This window comes from Oscillibacter acetigenes (genome assembly GCF_025567605.1).
In the GTDB taxonomy this organism is placed as follows: domain Bacteria; phylum Bacillota; class Clostridia; order Oscillospirales; family Oscillospiraceae; genus Oscillibacter; species Oscillibacter welbionis.
In genome coordinates, this window is record NZ_JAOQKG010000001.1 from 215,240 (window position 1) to 240,648 (window position 25,409).

25 protein-coding genes are annotated in these 25,409 nt (G+C 54.0%); 13 read left to right on the forward strand and 12 right to left on the reverse strand.

Annotated features, from left to right (window positions below):
* From OCV80_RS16440 to OCV80_RS01165, 12 genes are all read right to left on the reverse strand, one after another.
* Positions 1 to 310: stage V sporulation T C-terminal domain-containing protein (locus OCV80_RS16440; protein ID WP_288183049.1), on the reverse strand; the 310-nt coding region annotated here is incomplete at its 3' end.
* A gap of 118 nt (positions 311 to 428) precedes the next feature.
* Positions 429 to 815 (reverse strand): recombinase family protein, encoded by a 387-nt coding sequence (locus tag OCV80_RS01115; RefSeq protein WP_024723497.1) that lies wholly within the window; start codon positions 813 to 815, stop codon positions 429 to 431.
* On the reverse strand, positions 812 to 2,404 hold the full coding sequence (locus OCV80_RS01120; RefSeq protein WP_009259490.1) for a recombinase family protein: 1,593 nt from the start codon (positions 2,402 to 2,404) through the stop codon (positions 812 to 814). The genes OCV80_RS01115 and OCV80_RS01120 overlap by 4 nt, the downstream gene beginning before the upstream one ends.
* Position 2,405: 1 nt before the next feature.
* A complete protein-coding gene (locus tag OCV80_RS01125) occupies positions 2,406 to 4,100 on the reverse strand; it encodes a recombinase family protein (protein WP_009259489.1) in 1,695 nt (564 codons plus the stop codon).
* Between the two features lie 2 nt (positions 4,101 to 4,102).
* Positions 4,103 to 5,767, reverse strand: coding sequence for a recombinase family protein (locus OCV80_RS01130; RefSeq protein WP_021633441.1), 1,665 nt, complete (start codon positions 5,765 to 5,767; stop codon positions 4,103 to 4,105).
* A gap of 125 nt (positions 5,768 to 5,892) precedes the next feature.
* Positions 5,893 to 6,117, reverse strand: a complete 225-nt coding sequence (locus OCV80_RS01135) for a DUF6870 family protein (RefSeq protein ID WP_009259486.1) — start codon at positions 6,115 to 6,117, stop codon at positions 5,893 to 5,895.
* Between the two features lie 233 nt (positions 6,118 to 6,350).
* Complete coding sequence (locus tag OCV80_RS01140) at positions 6,351 to 6,767, reverse strand: winged helix-turn-helix domain-containing protein (protein WP_009259485.1); 417 nt, start codon at positions 6,765 to 6,767, stop codon at positions 6,351 to 6,353.
* A gap of 34 nt (positions 6,768 to 6,801) precedes the next feature.
* Positions 6,802 to 7,179 (reverse strand): metal-dependent transcriptional regulator, encoded by a 378-nt coding sequence (locus OCV80_RS01145; RefSeq protein WP_080907314.1) that lies wholly within the window; start codon positions 7,177 to 7,179, stop codon positions 6,802 to 6,804.
* The gene (locus tag OCV80_RS01150) at positions 7,169 to 8,671 is read right to left on the reverse strand and encodes an ABC transporter ATP-binding protein (protein WP_009259483.1); all 1,503 of its coding nucleotides are present in this window, start codon (positions 8,669 to 8,671) and stop codon (positions 7,169 to 7,171) included. The genes OCV80_RS01145 and OCV80_RS01150 overlap by 11 nt, the downstream gene beginning before the upstream one ends.
* A gap of 12 nt (positions 8,672 to 8,683) precedes the next feature.
* Positions 8,684 to 9,370 carry an energy-coupling factor transporter transmembrane component T gene (locus OCV80_RS01155; protein WP_226923284.1) on the reverse strand — a complete coding sequence of 229 codons (687 nt, stop codon included), beginning with the start codon at positions 9,368 to 9,370 and terminating at the stop codon, positions 8,684 to 8,686.
* Between the two features lie 44 nt (positions 9,371 to 9,414).
* Complete coding sequence (locus tag OCV80_RS01160) at positions 9,415 to 10,002, reverse strand: MptD family putative ECF transporter S component (RefSeq protein WP_009259481.1); 588 nt, start codon at positions 10,000 to 10,002, stop codon at positions 9,415 to 9,417.
* A gap of 123 nt (positions 10,003 to 10,125) precedes the next feature.
* On the reverse strand, positions 10,126 to 10,743 hold the full coding sequence (locus OCV80_RS01165; RefSeq protein ID WP_009259480.1) for a TetR/AcrR family transcriptional regulator: 618 nt from the start codon (positions 10,741 to 10,743) through the stop codon (positions 10,126 to 10,128).
* A gap of 126 nt (positions 10,744 to 10,869) precedes the next feature.
* Between OCV80_RS01165 and OCV80_RS01170 the strand changes: the two genes are divergently transcribed.
* The 13 genes from OCV80_RS01170 to OCV80_RS01230 all read left to right on the forward strand — a co-directional run bounded on the left by OCV80_RS01170 (position 10,870) and on the right by OCV80_RS01230 (position 25,364).
* A complete protein-coding gene (locus tag OCV80_RS01170; protein WP_009259479.1) occupies positions 10,870 to 12,621 on the forward strand; it encodes an ABC transporter ATP-binding protein in 1,752 nt (583 codons plus the stop codon).
* Positions 12,614 to 14,338 carry an ABC transporter ATP-binding protein gene (locus tag OCV80_RS01175; protein ID WP_009259478.1) on the forward strand — a complete coding sequence of 575 codons (1,725 nt, stop codon included), beginning with the start codon at positions 12,614 to 12,616 and terminating at the stop codon, positions 14,336 to 14,338. Before OCV80_RS01170 ends, OCV80_RS01175 begins: the two co-directional genes overlap by 8 nt.
* Positions 14,339 to 14,592: 254 nt before the next feature.
* Positions 14,593 to 16,008: a Mov34/MPN/PAD-1 family protein gene (locus OCV80_RS01180; RefSeq protein WP_009259477.1), complete on the forward strand. Its 1,416-nt coding sequence runs from the start codon at positions 14,593 to 14,595 to the stop codon at positions 16,006 to 16,008.
* On the forward strand, positions 16,005 to 16,790 hold the full coding sequence (locus OCV80_RS01185; protein WP_009259476.1) for a ThiF family adenylyltransferase: 786 nt from the start codon (positions 16,005 to 16,007) through the stop codon (positions 16,788 to 16,790). The genes OCV80_RS01180 and OCV80_RS01185 overlap by 4 nt, the downstream gene beginning before the upstream one ends.
* Positions 16,787 to 17,884 carry a DNA polymerase III subunit beta gene (locus OCV80_RS01190; RefSeq protein ID WP_009259475.1) on the forward strand — a complete coding sequence of 366 codons (1,098 nt, stop codon included), beginning with the start codon at positions 16,787 to 16,789 and terminating at the stop codon, positions 17,882 to 17,884. The genes OCV80_RS01185 and OCV80_RS01190 overlap by 4 nt, the downstream gene beginning before the upstream one ends.
* 19 nt (positions 17,885 to 17,903) lie before the next feature.
* On the forward strand, positions 17,904 to 18,623 hold the full coding sequence (locus tag OCV80_RS01195; protein WP_009259474.1) for a hypothetical protein: 720 nt from the start codon (positions 17,904 to 17,906) through the stop codon (positions 18,621 to 18,623).
* A 261-nt stretch (positions 18,624 to 18,884) separates the two neighbouring features.
* Positions 18,885 to 20,312: a DUF6094 domain-containing protein gene (locus tag OCV80_RS01200; RefSeq protein ID WP_009259473.1), complete on the forward strand. Its 1,428-nt coding sequence runs from the start codon at positions 18,885 to 18,887 to the stop codon at positions 20,310 to 20,312.
* A gap of 13 nt (positions 20,313 to 20,325) precedes the next feature.
* On the forward strand, positions 20,326 to 20,907 hold the full coding sequence (locus tag OCV80_RS01205; RefSeq protein ID WP_009259472.1) for a hypothetical protein: 582 nt from the start codon (positions 20,326 to 20,328) through the stop codon (positions 20,905 to 20,907).
* Positions 20,904 to 21,203 (forward strand): hypothetical protein, encoded by a 300-nt coding sequence (locus OCV80_RS01210; RefSeq protein WP_009259471.1) that lies wholly within the window; start codon positions 20,904 to 20,906, stop codon positions 21,201 to 21,203. The genes OCV80_RS01205 and OCV80_RS01210 overlap by 4 nt, the downstream gene beginning before the upstream one ends.
* Positions 21,204 to 21,213: 10 nt before the next feature.
* Positions 21,214 to 21,825, forward strand: coding sequence for a hypothetical protein (locus tag OCV80_RS01215; RefSeq protein WP_009259470.1), 612 nt, complete (start codon positions 21,214 to 21,216; stop codon positions 21,823 to 21,825).
* Positions 21,826 to 22,500, forward strand: coding sequence for a hypothetical protein (locus OCV80_RS01220; protein WP_009259469.1), 675 nt, complete (start codon positions 21,826 to 21,828; stop codon positions 22,498 to 22,500).
* A 13-nt stretch (positions 22,501 to 22,513) separates the two neighbouring features.
* Entirely contained in the window at positions 22,514 to 23,479 is a 966-nt protein-coding gene (locus OCV80_RS01225; RefSeq protein WP_009259468.1) for a Rad52/Rad22 family DNA repair protein, read from the forward strand.
* Between the two features lie 16 nt (positions 23,480 to 23,495).
* Complete coding sequence (locus tag OCV80_RS01230) at positions 23,496 to 25,364, forward strand: AAA family ATPase (protein ID WP_009259467.1); 1,869 nt, start codon at positions 23,496 to 23,498, stop codon at positions 25,362 to 25,364.
* Positions 25,365 to 25,409: the final 45 nt, after the last annotated feature.

Here is a 25,409-nt window from a genome sequence, read left to right on the forward strand (position 1 = left end):
TGTCGATGCCCTCCGTCACCTGGAGGGGCTGGCCCTCGCCGGTGTACTGGTAGATTTTCCGACTCTCCATGATCTGCTCCAGCTCCGGGGTGATCCGCTTGCCCATAAGCTCCCGCTTGCTGCCGCCCGCCACGGCGATGACCGTGTCCCGGTCCGTGACGGCGCAGACGCTGCCGGTGGACCGGCTCATGGTCTCGCAGAGCTCCGCGGCGAAGTCCTCCACACCGCCCAGCAGCGAGTATTTCTTGAAGATGACCTCACCCTCGCGGCTGGTGTAGATTTCCAATGGATCGCCCTCCCGGATCCGCATGGTGCGCCGGATCTCCTTGGGGATTACCACCCGGCCCAGGTCGTCCTAATGTGTCAAGTAAAACATAAAATTTTTGGTGCGCTGCACCGCTGCTTCCTGCTTGATTTTTGCGCTACCTTCATGCGCGTTCCCAGGTTGCCTTTAGCGCATTCAAAATATGGAAACCCGTCTCACACTCCGCAAAGGCATCGTCGGTATCATAGGGGACGATGATTTTAACTCCGGCTTTCTGAAACTTATCAGCAAGCTGTGGGAAATCGTAATAGCTCCTCGCCAGCCTATTCAATCCACGAACGACAACGCCATCAAAGGTGTGAGCATCCAGCTGGGCGAGCAGCCTTTGAAGTTCAAAACATTCCGCAAGAACTCCTGGGGCATTATCCTTGAAAACCTCTACAACCTCATGCCCGTGCTCGTTTGACCAGCGCCTCAATTCCTGCTCTTGATACGAAATCGCATCCCCGGTGTTGTCGTTTGCAATTCGTATATATAATGCGACCCTCATACAGCTTTCCTTTCTCGGTAACCTTGTCCCGCAAACAGGTCTTCAAACTTCCATCGGATTTCAATACGCTCATTGCTAAAAACTTTTACGCGGTCAATCGCTTGGTACATACTCTCCGTCAGGAGCGCCCCATCCAGATGTGTGGCATAAAGGTATTGGGACAGCTCCCGCTTGGCAGACTCTCGCGCCTCAATCTGTGTCCGTTGTGCCTGGCGCTTCAGTTCAATTTCCGTGCGCTCGCCTTGGAGGTGTTCAATTCTTATGGCCAGGGCGGCCTTTTGTTCTACAAAAGCCCCCCGATCTAAGTCGCCGTTGCGGTATGCTTCGTAGTATTGGACTTTTTGCGCTTGGCAAGCGGCAATCTCACGATCAATTTTTCCTACCATCTCTGGCCAGTTTTCATTTGGGTGGCCGTCGCCTTGAAGCGCCAGCTCTTTTGCCCGCTCTCCGAGCAAATACAACTGGGCCTTATAGACCGGCAGCATGACGGCCTCTAAATCTGTTTTGCTCCATCGGATATTTGAGCAGGTGGCGTTTTCCTGGTATAACTGGGTGTCACACGCGAAATAGGTATCAAGGCCATGAGACTTCCTCAATTTCCTGCCACAATGCCCGCAATAGAACACTGTATCACAGGCGGGGGGAGATTTTCGCTCGGGTCTTTTTACCTCCCTTATCATGGCGTGGGCGGCGTCAAATTCTTCTTTCGTTACAAGGGCTTCGTGCGTATTTTCGGTGATGATCCATTCTTCGCGGGGGACCCGGCGCTGGTTTTTGTCGCGCATATACCGGCTCTCTCGTGTGTGATTGGTCATCACCCCGGTATATTTATCGTTTTTTAAGATGTTCAGCACAGTGATATGCGACCACATCAACTCCCGATTTTGGCACGCTGGCTTCAAACGGTGCTGTTTATAGGCCAGTGGCGTAAGCACACCGCGGGTGTTCAATTCCTTTGCGATTTGAGAGGTGCTTTTGCCCCTGATGATTGATTGGAAAATCTCGCGGACAATGGGGGCTGTGTTTGGATCAGGCACCATTAAATGCTTGTCACCCGGGGCTTTTTGATAACCGTAGGGAACATGATTGACAAACCGCCCCTTTTTCATGCGGGAGTGCATTGCGGAACGGACCTTGATGGAAAGATCTCGGCTGTAATTTTCGTACATGAAATTGCGAAAGGCAATATCCATCCCGCCGGTTTTGCCCTCATACTGTTTGCTGTCATAGCCATCGTTGACCGCGATGACCCTGACCCCCAAAAAGGGGAAGATGTGCTCCAGATAGTCGCCCACATCCAGATAGTTTCTGCCAAATCGAGAAAGGTCTTTGACGATGATACACTTGACCTCACCGCGCCGTGCAGCTTCGATCATCGCCTGAAACTGCGGCCGGTCCGTGTTGGTACCTGTCAGCCCATCGTCGATGAACTCTCTGATTTGAACTTCAGAAAACTCTGGATTATGCTGAACATATTCTAAAATTACCTTCCGCTGGTTGCTAATAGACTGGCTTTGGTCGGCAAGGCCATGAGCACGGTTAAAGTCCTCCAGGGAAGTCCGCAGGTAAGCGGCAGGCGTATCCGTCATGCTATGCCACCTCGCTTTCCACAGCCTTGCAGTGCGCCCGGATGCGAGATAATTCATCCTGGAACAAGAACGAGACTTTGATGGAGCCGTCAGCGGACAGCCGGATCTCACTGATAAATGCTGTGACCAATTCTCTGGACACGATTTCAGCACTTTTGTATTGTTCAATCAGAGCCATCCAGCTTTTAGCACAATCCGACACTTGGCTTGTAAGGGTAAGCCGCTCTTGGAGCTGGCTGATCCGCCCCTGTAAGGCAGCTACTTCTTCCTGGTATTTGCCACGGGCAAATGTGTATTCCTCCCGCGTCAGAAGCCCCGTCCGATAATCGGCATAAAGCGATGTCGCATACCCTTGTTTCCGCTTAACTTGCTGTTCGAGCTGCTGCAATTCATTTTCTTCGGTATGGGCAGGGAACTTCGGTTGTTTCTTTGATAGCCGCTCCAGCACTTGTTGCGCATCGCAAAAGAGCTCCATCTGTATTTTCAGTGTCTTTAACACCATGGCATCTAAAGCGTTACTGCGTATCGTCTTTTTGGTGCATCGCAGTTCCTGATGTTCCTCGTAGGTGGGGCAGATATAAGTGAAGTAGGCCTTTTTATGGTTTTTGCTTAGATTGCGATATAGCTTCATTTGTGTCCCGCAGTCCGCACAGACCAGTCTTTCCCGATAGGGGTTATCACCCTTGGGGAGGTGGCTGCAGGCTCCATAATTGGCATTATAGGCATCTGCCCGCGAACGGTTGATTTCTTGTACCTGATTGAAAAGCTCCTCGGTAATAATCGGATCATGCGTATGGTAGGCAATATCCCATTCAGACTCCGGTGTGCGATGGACGGGTATGCCGCGGGCCAGACTTGCCGTACATTTTCCTTGAGCCAAGTGTCCGATATAGACAATGTTGCGGAGAATATCGGTGAGTGCATGGCGATTCCACAGAAGAGAGCTGCCTTTTTTGTTGTTATTGGTAACAATCCCGTGTTCAAACCGATAGCGGCCCGGCGATGGAATACCACGCTCATTGAGCATTCGTGTGATTGTCCCGTATCCGAGCCCTTCGGCGCGCCATTGATAAATCTGCTGGATGACCGGCGCGGTTTCAGGGTTGATAATCAGGTGGTTTTTGTTTGAGGGGTCTTTCAGATAGCCGTGAGGGGCATAGCTACCGATATATTCTCCTCTTTGCCGTTTGGCTTTTAAGGCGCTGCCAGATTTCAGGGAAATATCTTTTGCATAGTAGTCATTTACGATATTTTTCAGAGACGCGGCAAATTCGTCCTGTGATTTGATCTCCGCCGTATCATAGTTATCGTTCACCGAGATGAAGCGGATACCCAGCTTTGGACAAATCCGTTCCAAAAAACGGCCCGTCTCAATATAGTTGCGGCCCAAGCGGGAAAGGTCCTTGACGATAATGCAGTTAATCCGCCCGGACTTAACATCCGCCATCATTCGCTCCCAGTTCGGACGATCAAAATTTGTCCCAGTATAACCGTTGTCGATATACCGCTCTACGATCTTCAATTCCGGATGACCGGCGACATACTGCTCTATGATGGCGATCTGGCTTTCAATCGGCTCCCCATCCACTTTGCCGTTGTCCAGCACGGATAGGCGGCCATAAAGCCCGGCGACCCATAAAGCCCCTTGGATCTCCGGGCGCATGGGGGATGCGTGGACTCTTTTCTTCCTGGCCATGCTCAACCCGCCTCCTTTTCAGCGGCGTGCTGTGTCTGCACCTGTTCCCGCAGGAACGCAATCACATCGGTCAGTTGGTCCTTGCAAAGCAAGGTGACGGTAATCTTTTTATCGGGATAAATGTGGATTTTGTCAATCAGATTGACGACCACCGTGCGAGTGAGCTTGGCAAGATTTCGATATTGACGGAATTGAGCCAGCCACCCCGTCTGGTTGACAAGACCAGCTCGGACGGCATCCAGCTCTGTTTTCAAACCCGAAATATCATCTTCGATGAAAGAAATCCTTTCAGAAAAGTCCTGCTTCATGTGTAGAAACTCATCTTGGGTGATCAGCCCGTCTCGAAGATCCTCGTAAACGCTGGTTTTCAGCGTTCTATATTTGGCAATTTCAGCTTCCTGTGCAGAAATAGCCGCTTCCAGACGCATAATCTCCCGACGCTCCCAGGCCAATGCTTCAACCTGCCCCAGAGCCCGGTCTACATCCAAAATCAGTTTGATCTCAGATTGAAGTGTAGTAAGGACAGCCGTTTCCAGCTCTCGCTCCGAAATGTTCCGCCCCTCACATCCTCCCGTTTTTTTCGCTGTGGGACAGGCGTAGTAGGCATATTTTTTCCCGTTATAAGAGACGGATTTCCGCTTTGCCAGTGCGCCGCAAGTCCCGCAGAAGACACGCCCGGACAGAGGATATACCGTATCGGAGCCTGGTGCCCGACGGCCATCCTCCTGCATCAGCCGCTGCACTAATTGGAACTCCCGGGCTGGGATAATCGCCTCATGAGCGTTCTCGATACGGCTCCACTCACTCTTGTCCTTGATGATAACTTTTTTTACTTTATAGTTTGGAGTTGTGCGGCGGCCTTGGATCAGAACACCCGTGTAGAGCTCGTTGGTCAGAATACGGATCACCGCTTTCGGACTCCATTTGCTCCGGCTACTGGTCTGAAAGGCGGTTTTGTATTTGATCCCAATGGAGCGTTTATACTCTGACGGTGGCAGGACCCCGCGGCCGTTCAGCTTCTCAGCAATGGTGACAGGGCTCATGCCCTCAATCTTCCACTGAAAGATCTCGCGCACATATTCACCGGCCACCTCGTCTATAACCAGCTTATTTTTATTTTCCGGGTCGCGCAGATAACCGTAAGCTGTATAATTGGCAATGAACTCGCCGTCTTGGCGACGGCTTTCAAAACTACTCCGCACCTTGATGGAGATGTCTCTGCTGTATGAGTCATTCAGGAAATTTTTTACGGGCAGAACAAGGCTGTCCCCGGTGGAATGATTTAAGCTGTCGTAGTTGTCGTTGACTGCGATAAAGCGTACACCGAGCTGAGGAAAAATCTTCTCAATGTATTTTCCTGCGTCAATGTAGTCACGACCAAACCGAGAAAGGTCTTTCACGATAACACAGTTGATTTTACCGGCCTTAACAGCTTCCATCATTCTCTGGAAGTCCGGACGATCAAAATTTGTTCCGGTATAACCGTCATCACAAAACTCCGCTACCAGCTTGATATTCGGATTTTGAGCGACAAATCGTTCGATTATAGCCCGTTGGCTGGAAATACTGTCGCTCTCCAGCTTATCATTGGATAAAGAAAAGTCGCCATCTTCCTTAGAAAGTCTAAGGTAGTCGGCGGCTTCATAAATCATATCTGCATTTAGCATAGCTACCGCTCCTGTCGAGATATTGACGGCCAGGCCATCATGACGACTGGAGTTTCACTGATTTTGTCCATGCTCAGTTTACCACAGCGGGTCAAAAAAGTCCAGCCGCATTTTCAGGTAAATCCTCACAGGAGCGACAGCATATCAGCAAAGCAGTCGTTTAGGGTTGGACCACCCTCTGTATAGGCCACATTGACAACAACATCTCCCACTCTGAAGCAGTAGGGATTTTTGATTTGCTGAAGAAATGACTGGATGCGTTCCGCTTGTCCCAAGCTGCTATCCAGCTTTACATCACGAATATCAACCAGTTCGTCGATGCTTTTATCAACCTGATGTTTTTCTGCCATGACCTCACCGCCTTGCAATCATTATTTCCAAGTTTTGGGCAATTATTCTAACGAAACGATAGCCCGTGGACATAGGAATAGGGACCGCCGGAATTACGGCGATCCCTATTTGTTCACACTGACATGATAACAGAAATAAATGATACTTACAAGCCCGTACCCTCTGCTCATTTTCTTTCAGGTAAATGGCAATCAATCTGCATAGATTGTTGAACTTACTCTTTCCCGCGCACCTAATCCGCAGAAGGCAGCTCGAACTTGTAGCCGCTGTGGGGGACGGTACGGATCGGGTTTCCCGGTCCCATCTTCCGGCGGAGCTGGCTGATGATGTTGACCACGGCCGCGCCGCAGTCCTCCGGGAACTCGTGCCATACGGCCTCGTAAATCTGCTCCTGTGTAAAAATCCAGCCGGGGTGCCGGGCCAGATAAGCCAGCGTGAAGAACTCCAGGTGCGTAAGGTGGAGAGGCTGGCCCTGCCACTTTACCGTCTGCTTGCGCAGGTGCAGCTCCAGGCCGGGAATGGTGAGGGTGTGCTTTGCGGCGGGCGGCTCCACGACCTCGATTCCAGGCTCTTCCGCCAGGAAGTCCTTGATCCTATCCAGAATTTGTTCCTCGCCATTGGTGACGGATAAAATCAGCAATTTCCCCACGCGGGGTCCTCCCTTTCTTCTGACTGCTTACCGGTCATTCCGGCTCCACCGCCCCTTTTAACAATTCAAAGGACCGCTGGCTGATGGTGTGCTCCATCCGGCAAGCCTCCCGTTCCGCAGTCTGGGGATCGACACCAGCCGCGATAAGCCGGCGGGTGAAAAAACAGTGCTTCTCATAGGTCTGCTCAGCCACCTCTCGGCCTATATCGGTCAAGCGCAGGGAAAAGTCCTCGTCCATGGTGAGGAAGCCACCGTCCTTTAGTGTTGCCACCGCATGGCACACGCTGGGCTTGGACACCTCCATATACCGGGCCACACCCACGGAGCGTACCATTCCTTTTTCCTTTTGGAGCACCAGCACGGCCTCCAAATAATCCTCGCCGGAAGCGTGCAGTTTTTTATCAGGAGGCATTGACCGCACCTGTTTCTTGCTCGTGGGAGAAGAAAGCCCGCAAGAGCTTCACAGCTTCCCCATCCATTGGCCGATGCCACAGCACCTTGCTCCCCTGAATGAACAACAGGTAGGTGCAGCATTTATAAATGAGTTCCGGGTCATGCGTGATCAGAAACAGGCTCTTTCCCATCTCTTTCAAGCGGTTTAAGTTGTCCGACACCTCCAGCATATGCCGGTAATCCAATCCACTGGTAGGCTCGTCAAATATCAGGATCTTTTTGTCCGAGGCTATTGCACTGCCAATCGCCACCCTCTGTTTTTCACCGCCGGACAGGGACATGGGGTGCAGCTTTACTTTGTCCAACAGGTCCAGGCTGTTCAGTATCTCCTTGGCGCGGGCCGTGTCAGCTTTCTCGTCCTCACCGCCCATACTGAGCAGCAATTCGTCCAGCACATCTTCCGTAAATAGCTGGTGGTTTACATCCTGCATTACCATATAGGAGATATGCCTGCGTTGCTTCGCGTCATAGGGGGTCCCATCCATTTCAAGCACACCTTTTGCTTTTTTATCCAGACCGCACAGACACCGGGCAAAGGTAGATTTTCCCGCGCCGTTGTTTCCGATGATGCCAATGATCTCGCCTTGAGGCAGGGTCAGGTCTGGAATATCCACATTGAGGGGGCCGTGCTTTTCATAGGAGAACTGGAACCCCTTGATATGTAATTTCGGAGCGGCCGGTTTGGGGGCGGCCTCTGGGGGCAGGTGGAATGGGTCCAGTGCCCGCAGCCCCATCCCCTGCAATTCATCGGGCGATAATTTTTGAAACTCCGTCCCGGTAAATTCCCGTACAATACTTCCGTGCTTCATATAAAGAATTCGATCTGCGTAGGGAACGAGATAATAAAGCCGGTGTTCCGCGACAATCACAGTCTTTTTCTCGGACTGCCAGTGCCGAATCACACCAATCAAATCTTCGATAGTGGCAATATCCAGGTTGGAGGATGGCTCGTCCAGTACAAAGATGTCCGGGTGGATTGCGTCGGCAGAGGCACAGGCGATTTTCTGTTTTTCTCCGCCGGACAGAGCAAACAAGCTCCGATTCAGCAGCTTTTCCAGCTTGAGGCTGTGGGCAGTCTCTTCCAGGCGCTCCCGCATCTCCGGGACTGGCAGGGCCATGTTTTCACAACCAAAAACGATCTGGCTGGTCGTATCTACATTGTAGAATTGAGTCCTTGGGTTTTGGAATACAGACCCCACCCGTTGCCCGATTTGATAAAGAGGATAGTCTTTTAACTCTTTCCCGTCTAAAAGGACTTGCCCGGTCAGCTTCCCGCCGTAATAATGCGGGATCAGACCGTTGACCAGCCGGGTCAGCGTCGTCTTGCCGCAGCCGGACTCTCCGCAGAGCAGGATGGTTTCGCCATCCTGGATTGTCAGATTGATATGGTTCAGGTTATTTTGGGTTTCTCCGCTCTCATAAGTAAAGGAAACATCTTTCAATTCGATCACGGTATCACCTCCTTACCACGGACTGAAAAAGTATGTGGAGAGCAGTGCGGCTCCGGCAATCAGCACCGCCAGCAGATCCCAGCCAGTAAAACCGACCTTTGTGATATTGGTGCGCCGGACCGGGTTATCCAAGCCGCGGGTCAGGGCCGCCGCGGAGAGATCATCCCCGATTTTGACCACCGAGATCATCAGGGGAATAAAACGGTATTCAATCAGGGCGGCGGGGTTTTGCCAGAATTTCTTTGTCCCGAACTGGACCTCCCGCATCCGCATGGCGTCCTTGATGGCGGCCGACTCCTCCTGCATGGTAGGGATAAAGCGAAACAGGACGGAGAGCGGAATGGTGATCTGCCGCCCAATGTGCATCCGGCCCAGCGCGGTAATGCACTCGCTGGCCGTGGTGGATTTGATGATGTAGGCCCCCATCACAAAGGCCGGAAAGAGCCGCAGGACCAGTCCCACCAACAGGACTACCAGCATATTGACGATCATGGGAAACTGGACGGAGTTCTGGATGGCCTGTACAAACAGCCCCGCCGCGAACAGGCAGAAGAACACCGTTGCCGTCTTATACTGCCGGTTAGTCAACAACAGGACGAAGGGAATCATCGCCACCGCGATCATAAAGGCGGTGTGGCTGTATAGAAATTCCGCGGTAGCGACAACGGCCATCAGCAGCAGCTTGGTTCGTGGGTCCAAGCAAAAGCCTGTTCTGTTTTCAACAACCGCTTGAAACTGCTCCATTACACAATTCCAGCTCTCTCAAAGTGTTTTTTCAGCATTTTATGACCCAGCAGCGCACCCAAAATACCGCCCACAAACAGCAGCGCAAAGCCCACATACAGCATCCAGGAGGGCATCAGGGATTGTAAAGTGTTTGCGTACTGATCGCCCATGGAGGTGTGGATGTTTTCCCAATACGCTTCGCCGGCAAACCAGAGATTGGCGGGGCAGCCCATGATGCCAAGGCAAAAGCAGGCATAGCTCAGAACAGTGGCCTTGAATTTCTGATAGCCGCCGATTTTGAGCACGACATCGCTTAGAATGCCACCGAGTACCCAGCCGAGCAGGCCGATCCAGCCATAGCCGATCAGATAGAAAAAGATGCCGCCGATGATACCTGTGATGGTCAGCATACCAAACTTCTGAATCTTGGTATAGTAGAGCATCATAGGAATGCCGCAGACGATAGGCCAAATTATGAACAGGAACGGGTAAACCACCGGCAGCGCAGTAAGCAGGCCGACAACAAAGAAAATAACGAGGGTCATGGCTGTGTAAATGCCGACATTGATTAGGTCTTTACCTGTGAGCTTCTTTGTGTTTTCCATTTTTAATATGTCCTTTCTGAAAAGAATTAAGTGTTGCAAAACCCCGTGCAAAGGGGACGCTGCGGTTTCACCTCCACATCATTTGGTTAGTAGATGCTAACTATTGCGCAAAAATTTTGGGGATCAGATCCCCAAAACTGTCTGCCATCCGGAGTTGAAAAAAGAGACAAGCGTATGAACATATTTCAGCGCGGCCTCCTTGGGGAAGTTGTGCATGACCACTTCAGCCAGAGATGCAAAATACGCATGGAGCAGAATATGCCACTCCTCTTCCGCCAATTCGCGGACCTGGAAGCCCCGAGATTTCAATTCCGCAAAGAACTTCAGCGTGACCCGGGTTTCCAGACAGACAACATCATCCAAAAAGGAGGAATACCGCGTGCCCTCCGCCCGCATGAGAAGCAGCCGGAATACATCAAAATGCTCATAGATGTATTCGATAATGACCGACAGCGTTTCCTCCGACAGTTTCCAGAGGGATTTCAAGTCATCCGTCTTTGCCAGTTCCATGTGCTCATTTACTGACGCCTCATAGATGGCCTTGACCTCCTGGACAACAGACTCCACCAGCGCGCCGAACAGGGCTTCCTTATCGTCAAAGTGGTTATAAAAAGCTCCATTGGTCACATGGGCGTCCTTGCAGATCTCCCGGATGCTGGCCCGCTCAAAACCGTATTCCAGAAAGTGTTTTTGGGCGCAGAACAAAAGATTTTCGTGTGTCTGCTGAAAGTCTCTTGACATTCGCTGTCCCTCCGTCCTATACTAAAATTACACTGTAATATTACATCGTAATTCAAATTTTAGCACAGGACCCTTGAAATTGCAATACCCTCCTTGCATTTTTTGTGGCCTGAAAGGAGGCTGGTTATGAAGTCGAAAGAACCGGGAACGATTCGGCAGCTCTTTGCTTTCGTGGGAGAAAACAACGGTAAAATGCTCCTCTCCATCTTCCTGGCTGTCTTGGGAGAACTGTTTGGCATAGGCCCGTTTTTAATGGTGGCTGTCCTCGCGGACGCCTTGTACCGGGGGACTGCAACGCCCAAGCTGGTATTGTTTCTCTGCGGAGGCGCCGCAGTTTGCCAGATCATAAAAATGCTGCTTACCTGGCGGTCCTCCCTGATGTCCCACAAAATTTCCTTTACCATACTGAAAAATATCCGGGAGGCCATTACAGGTCGGATGGCGAAGATCCCCATGGGCGTCATGCTGGAAACGCCCACAGGAGCTTTCAAAAATCTGATTGTGGACAATGTGGCGAAGCTGGAGGACTCCATGGCCCATTTCATGCCGGAACTGCCCTCTAACATCGCCGCGCCCCTATGCAGTATTCTTCTGATTTTTCTGCTGGACTGGCGGATGGGGCTGGCCGCACTGGTGACAATTCCGCTGGGCACCCTCTTTTTTGCCGCCATGATGCGGGGATATGGGCCCCGCATGGAGAACTATATGCGCTCTGCCAACGAGATGAACAGTGCTCTGGTGGAGTATGTCAACGGCATTCAGGTCATTAAGGCGTTCAACCGGTCCGCAGCTTCCTATGGAAAGTATGCTGATTCTGTCCGCTATTTCCACGATTCCACCATGGCATGGTGGAGCCAGTGCTGGCTTTGGAACGCGGCGGCCCGGGCGGTCCTCCCTTCTACGCTTCTGGGGACCCTTCCAGTGGGAGCGTGGCTCTACATGGAGGGAAGTCTTTCCCTCCATGTCTTTCTGGTGGCCTTGGTGGTGCCTCTGGGGTTCATTGCGCCTCTGATGAAGGTATCCGAAGCCATGGAGCAGGTCAGCATGATTAAGGGCAATCTGGAACAGGTCACCGCCTTTTTGAAAACACCGGAACTTGTCCGCCCCACAGAGCCCGCAGAGCTTGGGGAGCGGTGTTATCAATTTGAGGATGTCCATTTTGCTTATAACGAAGCCGAAATTCTCCACGGTATCTCATTCCAGACACAGCCCGGTACCATGACCGCCATAGTTGGTCCATCCGGCTCCGGGAAGTCTACGATTGCCAAGCTGATGGCCGGTTTTTGGGATGTAACCTCCGGTACGGTCCACTTTGGCGGGCAGGATATTCGTAGCATCCCATTTGGACAGCTCATGGGTGAAATCAGCTATGTAGCCCAGGACAATTTTCTCTTTGACAAATCCATTCGGGAAAACATCCGCATGGGAAATCCAGATGCCAGCGACGAGGAAGTAGAGGCTGCGGCCAAGGCCGCCAACTGCCACGACTTTATCATGCAGTTAGAGCAGGGTTATGATACCATGGCCGGCGATGCCGGGGCCCGCCTCTCCGGCGGAGAGCGGCAGCGCATCACCATTGCGCGGGCCATGCTCAAGCAGGCGTCCGTCATTATTTTGGACGAGGCGACCGCTTATGCAGACCCTGAGAACGAGGCGCTGATCCAGCAGGCTATCAGCAAGCTGGTGGTGGGAAAGTCTCTGATTGTCGTGGCCCACCGGCTGAATACAATCCGCAATGCCGACCAGATATTGGTTGTTGCCAACGGTGAGATTGTGGGCCGGGGCATCCAGGAGGAGCTTCTGCAGAGCTGCCCCCTTTACCGAAAGATGTGGCAGGACTACACAGGCTCTACGGAAGGAGGCGCAGAAGATGTTTGAAATGATTTGCCGTGTCTTTAAGATTGCGGGAAACAGCCGGAGAAAAATTGTGGCAGGCATCGTCTGCAACATTCTGAAATCCTTCTTCAACGGTTTTATGATGTTCGGTGTATTCTGGATTCTGCTCCATCTGGATGGACTCTCCCCGGCCATCATCGGGCAGGCTTTTGGCGTAATTCTGGGCAGTGTGCTGGGCCGCTTCTTTTTCCAGTGGATGTATGACCGTACCATGAGCGGGTCCGGCTATGACATTTTCCGGGATTACCGTCTGGAGATTGGGGAACGGCTGAAGCAGGCGCCCATGGGATATTTCTCAGAACAAAATCTGGGCACCATTCAGGCCATGCTCACCACCACGATTGCTGATCTGGAGGGGTACTCCATGCTGGCGATTGAGCAGATGACCAGCGGTGTGGCTATGGCTGTACTGATGTCCGTGATGATGTTCTTTTTCAGCCCGGTGATTGCGGGATTGAGCCTTGTGGGGCTGGCACTTGGGATGCTGGTCCTGCGTTGGGTGCGGCTTCGCGCCGCCCAATATGCCCCCATTTACCAGGAGGCCCAGGAGCATCTGGTCGGTAAGGTGATGGAATACATACGGGGCATTTCGGTGCTGCGTTCTTTTTCCAAAGGCGAGGAGGGACAGGTGGAAGTCCGCGCTGCGTTCCAGAAAAAATGGGATGCGGACTACGGCCAGGAAAAGGCTACAGCTGGCGTCCTCCGTTTCTATGGGCTGACCTTTAAGCTCATGAGCTGTGTGCTGATTGCGGCGGCGGCTCTGCTGTATCTGGCGGGGCAGATCAGCCGGCCTTATTGCCTGACTTTCCTGTTCTGCGCTTTCACAGTCTATTCCGATTTGGAGACGATGGGCAACAGCGCCTTTCTGAGTAAAAAGATCAATACGGAACTGGACCGGCTGGAGGAGGTCACCGACATTCCAAAGATGGATACCAGCTCGGAGAAACTGGTTGTGTCCCACTATGATATTTCTCTGGAGCATATCTCATTTGGCTATGGGGGCCGCCAGGTGATCCATGATATTTCACTGGAAATCCCGGAGCACACCACCTGCGCGATTGTAGGGCCCTCCGGCAGCGGCAAGACTACACTCTGCAATCTGATTGCCCGCTTTTGGGATGTGCAGGAAGGGACCGTTCGGATTGGCGGGAAAAATGTGAGGGATTATACTGCGGACAGTGTGCTGGAATACATCAGCATGGTCTTTCAGAATGTGTACCTTTTTCACGACTCTGTGGAAAACAACATCCGGTTTGGCCGGCCGGAAGCCACCCGTGAGCAGGTGATAGCGGCCGCAAAACGGGCCTGCTGCCATGACTTCATTCTATCTCTCCCTGATGGGTACGACACAATCATCGGAGAGGGCGGCTCCACCCTCTCCGGCGGAGAAAAGCAGCGTATTTCCATCGCCAGGGCCATTTTGAAAGATGCTCCCATCATCATTCTGGACGAAGCGACCTCCAGCGTGGACCCGGAGAATGAACAGGCGCTTTTATCTGCCATCCAGGAGTTGACAAAGGATAAGACCTTGATCTCGATTGCCCACCGCCTGAGCACCGTCCGAAACGCCGACCAGATTATTGTAATAGACCAGGGACGGATTGTTCAGAGGGGAACACATCATGAGTTGCTGCAAAAGGAGGGAATTTACCAAAGGTTTTTAACCCTGCGAACCGCCGCCACGGGATGGCAATTATAGCTCCGTTGGTTTATTTGTGGCACATCCTGGCAAAAAGCGCAACTGTTCAAGAGATGAAAAAGGTGGTATGCTCTACTTGTATTTAGGTCAGATTTTGTAGGTCAGATTTTTACCCGTGAGGGGCCAATGCGCCCCAAGCGGAGACTTGCCAGAACCTAAATACCGGACCGACCACGCACAAAAACCGCAGTTACCCCATTCAAGGGGCGGCTGCGGCTTTTTTGTGCACTAAACACAGAAAGGAGCAAACGACCATGAATGAAAACCTGTTTACTTTCCCCGGAGGGACAGCCGACGCAAGCGGTGACAACCCATTCGACCTGAGTGGCTTCACTGAATTGACCGGCAGCAACACCCAAAACCCATTTGCTGATCTGCTCGCGGGCGGAGAAGCGACAGAACAGCCTCCGGCAGAAGGCGCCGGCGCTGTGCAGGCAGATGACTCAATCCCGGAAGAGAAAGACGAAACCGACCAGAATCACGAGACCGTGGAAGAGGATGAGTCCCATGAGATTTCCAAATCTCCGGCCCCTCAAGATCCACAGCCAAAATCACCTCCCGCGCCGAAAAGTGAGGAGGACCATGCCTCTGATAAGCCGGAGGAAGCGGAGGACAATCCCCTTCTTGCCGCTATGGAGCGTCAAGAAGAAAAGACCGCCCCAAAAGTGGCCGAACCCATCTTCGCCCAGCTTCCGGTGTTCTCCTACAATGGATCGGAAGCGCCCATCGAAGACACCGAGCAGACATTCGATGAACTCCGCCTCTCCAAGCTGACGGACTTTCCGGAGTTTGACGAAGCGCAGAGCCTGAGCTGGAAAGTCGTTTACGGCAAGATCGTCAAGGAGATCGTTCTCCCCAAGAAAACCAAAATCGGCCAAATCAAGCGCGAGATCGAAACCTCCAAGGAATTTATCAACGCTTTGAAGAAGGCAACCGACAAGCACCCCAAGTGCCTGGTCAAACCCTCAATCAGTATGCAGAAAAAGGGAGATGCCAGTGCATATAAGGGCGCTTTTTTGTATCTGTCGGAGGCCCAGGCCTCGCCTAAAACCATCACCTTTATCCCCGGGCGGGATGGAAAGGTCTATGAGCGCCGTATTACAGGCGCGGGGGAGTTTGTCACCCCCGCTGAAAACATCACCGTGCTGGATGAGATCCGGCCGGGTTTCCACCCGTCCCTGCCCCGCATTCCCTATTCGCTGATGGAGCAGGCCATAGGCCTGTTCCGCACGATGATGCGCAAGGGAAAGGGGCGGCAACCGGCGGAGGCCCTGGTGCATTTCTACTGGGATAAGCAGGAGCAGCGGTACTTTATCCGCGTCCCGAAGCAGATCGTGAGCGGAGTTTCTGTTGACGCCCTTCTGGACGATGAAGAGCTGATGACCAGCGACCGCTATATCCACTACGCTGACCTGCACTCCCACAACCGGATGCCCGCGGTATTTTCCAAGACGGATGACCATGACGAAAGGGCAACCCGGGTCTATATGGTAGTCGGCCGGCTGGACCGTTACTTCCCGGAGATCACGGTGCGCATCAGCAACGGCGGGCGCTTCCTGGAGATTGCCCCCGAGCAGGTCCTGGAGATGCCCCCGGTAGGGCACTTTCCCCCGGAATGGCTGACACAGATCTGCACGGATGCAGAGGGCGCTTTTGGGGTGGCCGCATGAACTTCTCAAAAAAACGGCCTGTAAAGATCGTCATGCTGGGCGCCGGCGGGACCGGAGCCCACATTGCGCCGCACCTTTACCGGCTCTTATATGCGTTGGAGCGTCCGGTGAAATTTATCATCTGCGACGGTGATAAAGTGGAGCCTAAAAATCTGGTGCGCCAGAATTTCACAGAGGCTGACCTTGGCGAAAACAAGGCCAGGGTAATCGCAGAGCGATATTCCGATGTGTTCGGCCTTGAAACCTCGTATATTCCCCGTTTTATCGAGGATGCCGGACAACTGGAAGAACTGCTTAGGCCCGAAGTATTTCGCCACTATGTGTATGGGTCTGAGCCAAACACGGGCAGATGGGTCACCAACTCGGAACTGGTCATTTTGATCGGAGCCGTGGATAACAACAAGTCTCGTAAACTTTGTCACGAGGTATTCCTCAGAGCGCGGGACCTGGTCTACATTGACTCCGGGAATGGAGAATACACCGGCCAAATTGTCTGCGGCATCCGCAGAGCCGGTAAAACCGTCTACAAGCCTGTGGGGATGCTTTACCCGGAGGTAAGCACCCCGGAAGATCTGTTCCCCACGGAGGTCTCCTGTGCGGAGGCGTCGGTCTCCGCCCCGCAGACCATCGTGGCAAACCTGATGGCCGCCACTGCCGTGGTCACTATGATCTACAACATTCTGGTCATCGGCTGCAACACCGTACAGCAGACCACCTTCTCTACCAAATCGGTGAACATCCGATCTTTTCAAAAACAGCCAACGAGGAGGAAAGCCGCATGAGTACCTTCCATGCCTATGTTGACGCCGCACACTTCCACGAAGCATTGGGTAATGTGCTGCGCTTTGCCGCCAAGCGTTCCCGCCTTCCTATTTTGGAGGAAGCACAGGTCCGCTTTGAGGATGGGCACTGTGTCCTGACCTGCACCAATTTAGACCAGTGGTGTATGAGTACAATTCCCGCAGTCGGGGACTCTTTCTCCTTTGTGTTTGTGGGGACCCGGAAAATCCTCTCCGCCTGCAAATACTTTTCCGGAGAACTGGAGCTCACTTACACGATTGAACCCACAGAGACAAACCCTGATCCGAGGGGCCAAATTTCTATCAGCGACGGGAAACGGAGCCTGAAACGCAGTACGGAGCGCACTTCCGATTTCCCCGAGCTCAAGGAGAAGCCTTTGGACCGCCATTACCCTGTCAATCCGAAAAGACTGCTGGAGCGGTTCAAGCGGGTGAAATACGCCGTTTCCTCGAATGACGCCAGACCAAATCAGTGCTGTATTGAATTTCTGAAGGACAAGATCATCGCTGTGGACGGCTACCGCCTGGCAATGAGCACCGATCCCGCCGTCAATGTGGAAAAACCTTTTTACATTCCGCCGGAGGTCATGGCAGAGCTTACGATGTTCAAGGATCAGGACTGCACGATCTCCGTTGGAGAGGAGTGGGCGGCGGTTGAAAGCGAAACGCTGCGTGTGCTCACCCGGATACCCGGCTATGACGGCTTCGATGTCGAAAGGGCGATTCCCACATCGTTCAGTACGGAATATCCCGTTGATGTGGATCAGCTTTTGGATGAAGTCAGGTATCTCAACGGCTTTATCACCGCAAAAACCCGAAAGCCGATCCGGTTTGACGGGGGCACACTCTCTCTTGAAACACCAGGAGGCACCTATCTCTCCAAGGTCGGCCTGCCTCCCGTTGAGGCGCGGGGCCTCAATCCGAAATACCTGCTGGAGGGGCTGGAGCAGTTCAAGGCAAAGAAAGTGCATACGGTCACCATGAAAATGGGGCACCCGCACTCTCCCATGATCCTGACGGATGGCAAAGACGACCTGGCCATGGTCCTACCGGTCCGGCTGAAAGAAGTCGCATAATAAAAAAGGAGCGATCACAATGAAAAACCTGTATATTCCCAAAGGGAAAACCCTGCATTACGAGACCCTGTACTGCCAGAACATCGTCAATGACGGCACGCTGATCGTGGACGGAACGCTGCACGCCCGGAGCATTTCCGGCAAGGGCATTTTGAAAGCCGGCACAGTTTCCGTCCGCCATGTGGCGGAGATGGATATTGAGTGCGCCACGATGAATGGAGAAACCATGGCCGCTGAGCGTGTGTGCGCCGCTGAGATCGTCCTGTCCGGCTCCGCAACTGTGTCCTGCTATCTGGAGGCGGAGTATGTGGAGGTCCCCAAGCTGACCATGGCAAAGCACAACATCGGTACCCTCAAGGCCGATGATGTTATCACGCTTCCGGAGAAAAAGCGCGGGATCGTCGGCACCCTGGTGGCGGGCTTTTTTCGCCGCTTGTGGTTGTCCGTGATCCACCGTATTCCGGTAGACGCCCCGTATGTCCAGGTTGCGGCCCCGGCACCGGAAAGCACCGATACGGAGCAGGAACAGCCGAAGCCGGAGCGGGCCGGCGATTTTCAGTCTCAGCCCGTTACCCAGCCAATGGATCTGGACCTGGAAGAGGATTTCGAGTTCAAGCGGCTCAAGGCCATGTACCGTCTCCTGAAAGACTGCGGATACACCCTGCGTATCACAAAGCAGGAGGAGACTGTGCTGACTCCGCGGGAGGATAGCGCGTCTACCCTCCCCAAGGCTGCGTGACCTATGGAGAACATCATCATCCGGCAGCGCCGGGAGGTGACCGCCATGGGGATAACCCGGGTCCGGGAGCTGTGCGCCCAAGGCTACATAGACCAGTCAGGCGTTTTTCGCCTGAAACGCTGTGTCGGCCGATATGGGCCGAAAGAGCCGTGCAAAACGGCAAACCCTGTTATTACAAACCGTGCCGCGTAGGCACTGAAAGCAGAGGGGGACTGTGCGGAGCGCGGTCCCCCTCTGGCTAAATCACGGAGGTGATCAAACATGGAGCAGGTAAACGAGGCACAGCCTCAAAGCCAGCCCCCTTCCCAGCGGTTTTATGCCCTGGAACAGCTTGGCGAGCTTGCCGGTACCATTACTTTGATTTCGGAGGGCCTGCAAGCCTATCGGGCTCAGGTTGCCGGGCTTTTGGCCGGCCAGAAAAAGGCGGAGGCATTTGAACTGTACCGCCTGCTGGAGCGGCAGCGCACTTATCTGGTCGAACAGATCCGTGCGACCCGGCCTTTCCTGATGGAGCTGGAGAATCCGCTGGCCCCTGCCGCGCAAAAGCTGGCGGAGCAACTGGCAGCCTTTCCGCTGATGACCGCGGACTACTCCAAACTGACCGAAGTGCTGAAGCGGTTTGCGGACGCGCTTCCAGACCATCAGACCACAGACGCCTCAATCATCGGGCGCCTGATGAACAATGTCCGGCTGGGGCATTACCCCACGGACCTCACTCATGTGGGGTATATCGCCAACAGCATTGTCTTTCCCGCAGAGAACACGGCCAACCTGATTGACCCATGCTGTGGAACAGGGGACGCCCTGCTCCGGCTCGCCCTGGGGACGGACAGCCAATGCTACGGCATTGAACTGGATGACCACCGGGCGGAACAGGCACAGCAGCAGTTGTACCGTGTCGGCTTCGGCAGCTTCTTCGGCTCCAATATCAGCCCAGGAGCTTTTCATGCCGTTTTCCTGAATCCGCCCTATCTGTCTGTCCTGTCTGAGAATGGAGGACGGAGCAGAGACGAAAAGCGGTTTCTGATTGAGAGCATCCCCCTTCTTATGATGGGCGGGCTTCTGATCTACATTGTCCCCTATTACCGCCTGACGGCAGATCTGTGCGGCATCATCTGTGACAACTTTGAACAGGTGCGTATTCACCGCTTCCTGGACAGGGAGTTCAAGCAGTTTAAGCAGGTGGTCGTCACAGGCGTGCGCCGCAGACGGACGGAGGCGGAACAGGATGCGGAGGCGCTGTGCTCCGCCGCGGAGCACCCGGAGACCTTACCTACCGCCGACCTTCTGCCCAAGGCCTGCTATGAGCTCCCGGCAGTCTCCAAAAAGGTGGAGACATTCCGGGGGGCTGTGTTCAATGAAGACGAGCTGGCCCGCCAGCTGGCAAACTCCACCGGCTTTGACCGGCTGTTTGCCAAAAGCCGGCTGGACAGCGAGATCAAGCGTCCGCCCCTGCCCCTGTCTATCGGACAGGTGGGGCTGATCGGCGGCTCCGGCCTGATCAACGGACTGATGGAGTGCGACTATCCGCATATCGTCAAGGGCCGGATCATCAAAGAGAAGCACACCGTCACGGATGAAAACAGGGGGCCCCATGGGCGCCTGATTTCCACCGAGATACGGGAGACGATTTCCAACCGGATGATCTTCAATATCCTGACGCCGAGCGGTTTCCGCTCGCTGACTTAAAGGAGAAAGTGATATGAACGAAAAAAACTATTTTACCATTGTTGTGCCTCTTTCCCCTGATGCACAGAAAATCGTGCAAGGCAACCCATCAGCCGTCCCGCTGCGGGCGGCGGTTTGGTCGCAGGCGGCGGAACGCATGAAGCCGCTTCTGGGAGGTGTCTGCTCCCGTTTCTCTCCCGCGGTAGCCCCCTATGGAGAGCCGCTTCACCTGCCCTTCGGCGTCGCTTTGGGCGGTGCAGAAGCCGAACAGTTTCTGCTCTGCTATTTCCATGCCAGGGAAAATCAAGAGGAGGAGATCAGGAGCCGCACTCAGGCCATTCGAGCTCTGGGCAGAAAAGTTGGTCAGTTCCATCCTGATGAAGAAACGACTTTGACCGTCATGGCGTTTCGTTCTTCTGATCCTGAACTGCATAAGCAGATGGATGTTGCCCAGCGTTTCTTTTCCGACGATATTACCGCCGCTGCGGGTCTGTACTATTTAGGCTTTGGCTCCAACTACATCAATGAGCAGCAGGAGCGGCAGATCCTCTCCAATCCGGAGGCTTATGCTCTCTGTGTGGCTGAGCTTCAGCCAGTGGAGGAAGCAGCGCGATGAGGAAAGTGTTAGACCTTGGCGAACTCCATAAACAGCTCAGACAGACGGAGGAACATGAGCCGCACTTCGACGAGGAGCTAAACCCCTACCTGCTGGACACAGTTCTTCCGCAACTGGAGGGTGAGGAGCCCATCCGGCTGGAGCAAATCGACTTTGATCAGTTCGACGAAGAGGACCCGTTCACAATCCTCGACTATTATTACTGGCGGGAAAATCTTTGTAATACGATGCGCCACATCAACAGGCGGATTTCCGACATTTTGCCGTCTTGTGTGAAAACCAGAGCGTTTTTATAGGAGGCCGGACATGGACGAAGATACTTTGAACGCAGCCATGAGGATCTTAAACATGGCAAAAGTGCTGGAGAGCCACGGGAAATTGAACAGGCTCATGGATATGCTTGGAGATTGCACGGAGATCACCTGGGATAATCAGTGCATGGTGGAACGGTTTGCCTGTGAGAGCGTATTTCAGAATACCAAGTGCTATGAGCAGTGCGGAAAGCAGGTCTCCCATCATGCGTATGAACCGGATCGTGAGGTCTATGTTCTGCGCGACCCGCTGCTGGACAGGTTTCATGCTTTGTGCCGGGAATATGAATCCCGAAGAGGGATAACCCGAATTGAAAACCCCTATGCGCGGGAGCTGGAGGACGCGGTCCACAGTGCTATGCGCCTCAGCAACTATAACTTTGATTACCTTTGGGTAGACGGCTCGGAGGCGCGGAAAAGCCCCAAACTCCTGCTCTTTCTGTTCGAGGAGTTCTACTCCTTTGATGAGATTCCGAAGGCTCTGTGCGACATCCTGGACGCCTGCCAGAGCGGAATCAGGGAATTAGAACAGGAGCTGAAGAAGCCGGCGGGCAAAGTAATTGCCCTGCCTTCTCAGCCTGCGCTGAAGCAAAAGGAGGCGGCATAAATGGAGGCCAGCAACGACATTATGATCCGCATTTCGCCCAATGAGGGCAAAATCACCGTGGAAGAGGACGCGCAAGGTGTCTTCTCCCGGAAAAGCATCACCGAGGAAGATCTGCTTCGGTGCTTCAAAGACAGCCTGCGGACAGCAGACGAGGGCTATCACAGCGGTTTCCTGCCGCTGAATACTATCTCGCTCTATCAAAGCGAGACGGTAAAACGCTTCGTTCTCTGGCACCCCAGGCTGTACGCCGATGTTTCGGTCTACGATACGCCCTATCCCCACTTCCCGATCCCTCGTCTGGTATTTGGCTTTTCGCTCAATCAAGAGGGGAAAGCATCCCATTGCCGGATTGGGGTGGTGGCGGATGAAATCCCGACCCCGGAGACACCCATGTACTACTATCCATTTTCCAATGTGAGCCGCGAAAGCGGGAGCCTTTGCGTGGGAGCCAACACGCTGCCAATCTATAAAAAGCCGCACAAGGCACACAACCTTCCAGCGTTTCTCCTGAGTATTCCGAACAACATGCACTATTACAGCAGCTCCAACAACAAGTTAGGACTGGAATATCGGGAACTCATGGAGCATCTGAAGGACAAAGACCCCGAATACTACTATTCGGACATTCTCATCCCCAAAAAGGAAACGCTCGGCGAGTTTATTCAACGGGCCTAAAGGAGCGAATATCATGTGGAACAAATCAGCGGAAGAACTTCGGGCGGCCCTTTCCGCCCCCTTTCAGAGCGCCGACATTGAGTGGCGGATCTCCGCGACCAATTCAGCAAAGACCAGCGGCCTGGCAGTGCCCTATGTGACCAACCGAGCCATCCAAACCCGGCTGGACAGCACAGTGGGCATCGACGGCTGGCACAATGATTTTGTGCCGTGGAAAGGCGAGAGCGCCCAGCTGTGCGGCATTTCCATCTATTTTCCGTCCCAGGAGGCGTGGATCACCAAATGGGACGGGGCCGATGACAGCGATATTGAATCGGTCAAGGGCGGCCTCAGCGACAGTATGAAGCGGGCCGCGGTTGAGTGGGGCATCGGCCGGTATCTCTACGGCATGACGCAAAAATGGGTCTCCATTGAGCAGAGGGGAAAAGGGTATGTGATCTGCAACGACGAACGCCCCACCTTGGACGCCGTCCATGATCAGTGGGTGCAGTCACTCCAGCAGAAAAAGGACCACCCCGGCGAACAGGACAAACAGGGCCATCACACCCGGAGCCAATCTGCCGATCCCAATGGCCGTCCCCGCCAGCAGGGCGGACAGCCTGCCCCTCAGAGGCAGGGCGCAACCCCTCCGCCGCAGCCGCCGCAGGCACAGCCCGGGCGCCCGCCCCAGCAAGCCCCTCAGATGCAGGGACAGCCTTCCCAAGGCCAGACCTCCGCTTCCGGCATCCCGGCCGGGTGCTATCTGGTGACCGGCGCTGTCCTCAAGCCGACGATGAGCGGAAACAGCCGCACCAGCGTCCAGGTCAGGGACAGCGCGGGACAGGTCTTTCAGGCATATACCCGGGGCGCCGACAGCCGGCTTGCGCCGGGACTGATCCTGACAAACGCGAATTTTTCCACGCAGCACAGCAACGGCGTCACCTTCTATATTTTGGAGGCATACCAGATCCTCGACCTGGGCTCAGAACAGGCCGCATAAGTAAGGAGGCAATCAAATGATCCAACCGATCAAGCAATTCCGCGTGACCCGGCTTACAATCAGCGGGTTTAAGGGATATGCGGACCAGAAGACCTTTCAGTTTGGCGGCATGAATGTGATCTCCGGCCATATGGGCGTGGGGAAAAGCAGCATTGCCGACGCCATCGCCTTTGCCATCACCGGCGTAGGCTTCTATGCCGGCGCGAAGATTGACTACCTCTATCATCAGGATACCCGTGATTTGCTGGTAGAGCTGGAGTTTGAGGATGAGTCCGGCAAACTTCGGACCCTCGCCCGCCATCGCAAGGATGACAAAATGGACATCACGCTGGATGGTGTCCGCATCGGCCAGGGGGATCTCACCACCATGTTTGGAGAGCGCGATCTTTTCCTGTCGATGTTCAACCCGCAATACTTTATCAATGTTTTGGGCAGTAAGGGCCGCAACCTTTTGGAGCGGTATCTGCCGGAGGTGCCCAAGGCGGAAGTTCTCGCTCAGCTCAGCGACCAGACGCGGGCACTGCTGGAAAAGCAGGAGTTTCTATCCGCGGAGGCTTACTCCAAGCAGCTGCGCGAACAAGTGACCGACATAGAAAAGGATATGGTCTATATCCAGGGGCAGATTGACCTGCACGCCTCTCAACAGAAGGAGCAGGCACAGGAGCTCATGGAAGCTCAGGTAAGGCATACACAGCTTCAGGAGCGAATCGGTGAACTGGAGCGTAAGCGCACCACAGGTTTTGACGGAAACAGTATGATCGACCGTCTGGCCGACTTATACGCCCGTTATGAAGAATTACAGCGGGAGAATCCAGTGATTGCCGATACGGCAAACCTGGATCTTCAAATTCACGCCGCAGCTGAGAAGCTGGCCCGCCGCAAGGCGGACGCCTACCAGAGCAAGTATGCCGCCGCACTGGCCCAGGCGCAGGAGCGTATCCACAGGCTCAGTATGGAGTTCAAGCGAACCAAGCATATCCACGACGGCCTGACGGCGGGGGTGCAGTGCCCCATGTGCCGCCAGACCATCACGGAGCAGACATTGCCGCAGGTGAAGGGGGAATTTGCCGCCTCCCTGCGCCGCATCCAGGCCGAAGGCTGCCAGCTCACCGCCCAGTGCAAAGAAGTCCAGGAGTTGGACGCCAAGGCGCGGACCGTTTTTGAGCAGTTTCGGGAGGACGATATTGCCGCCGGAGAAGCCGAGCTTGAGGAACTCAGCGGCCAACGTAAACAGGCGCTTGAACAGGCGGAGGAACGGCGAAATTTCCACCAGCAAGAGCTTGAGCGCCTGCACAGCGAGATCCAGAGCACCGAGCTGGACCGGGAATGCGGTATGCTCAGCCAGGAGGAAATCGAGGAACTGAACAGGGCCCGCACGGAGTTTGCCGGGCTCAATGCCAAAATTGAGGTGCTGTCGAAGCTGGTCCAGGCCTCTCCGGAGGCTGCGGGGAAGCAGGAGCAGGACATCAAGCAGATGCAGGCCTCCATCCAGCAAAAGAAGGAGCTTCTTTCCGCCCTGGCCTTCTATATCTCAAAGCGGGTGGAGATCAACTTCTCTAAGCTCAGGATGAACCGGGTGTCGATCACCCTCTATGATGTGGTGAAGAGCACCGGCGAAGTCAAGGATGTATTCCGCTTCACCTATGAGGGCCGCGACTACATTTGTCTGTCTCACTCCGAGCGAATTCGGGCTGGACTGGAAGTTGCGGAGCTGATCAAGCGTCTGCTGGGCGTCGAGTACCCGACTTTTATCGACGATGTGGAGTCCGTTCCCGTCATCGACAATGTTCGCCCCACGGGGCAGGTGTTTATCGCCAAAGTGATCAAGGGCACCGCGCTGCAGGTCCAGGTGGCCGACAATACGGGTGTCCCGAAAGCCGCATAAAACGGTGAGCGCCTATGGGCAAGCACCGTTCCGGCCATTCTTATC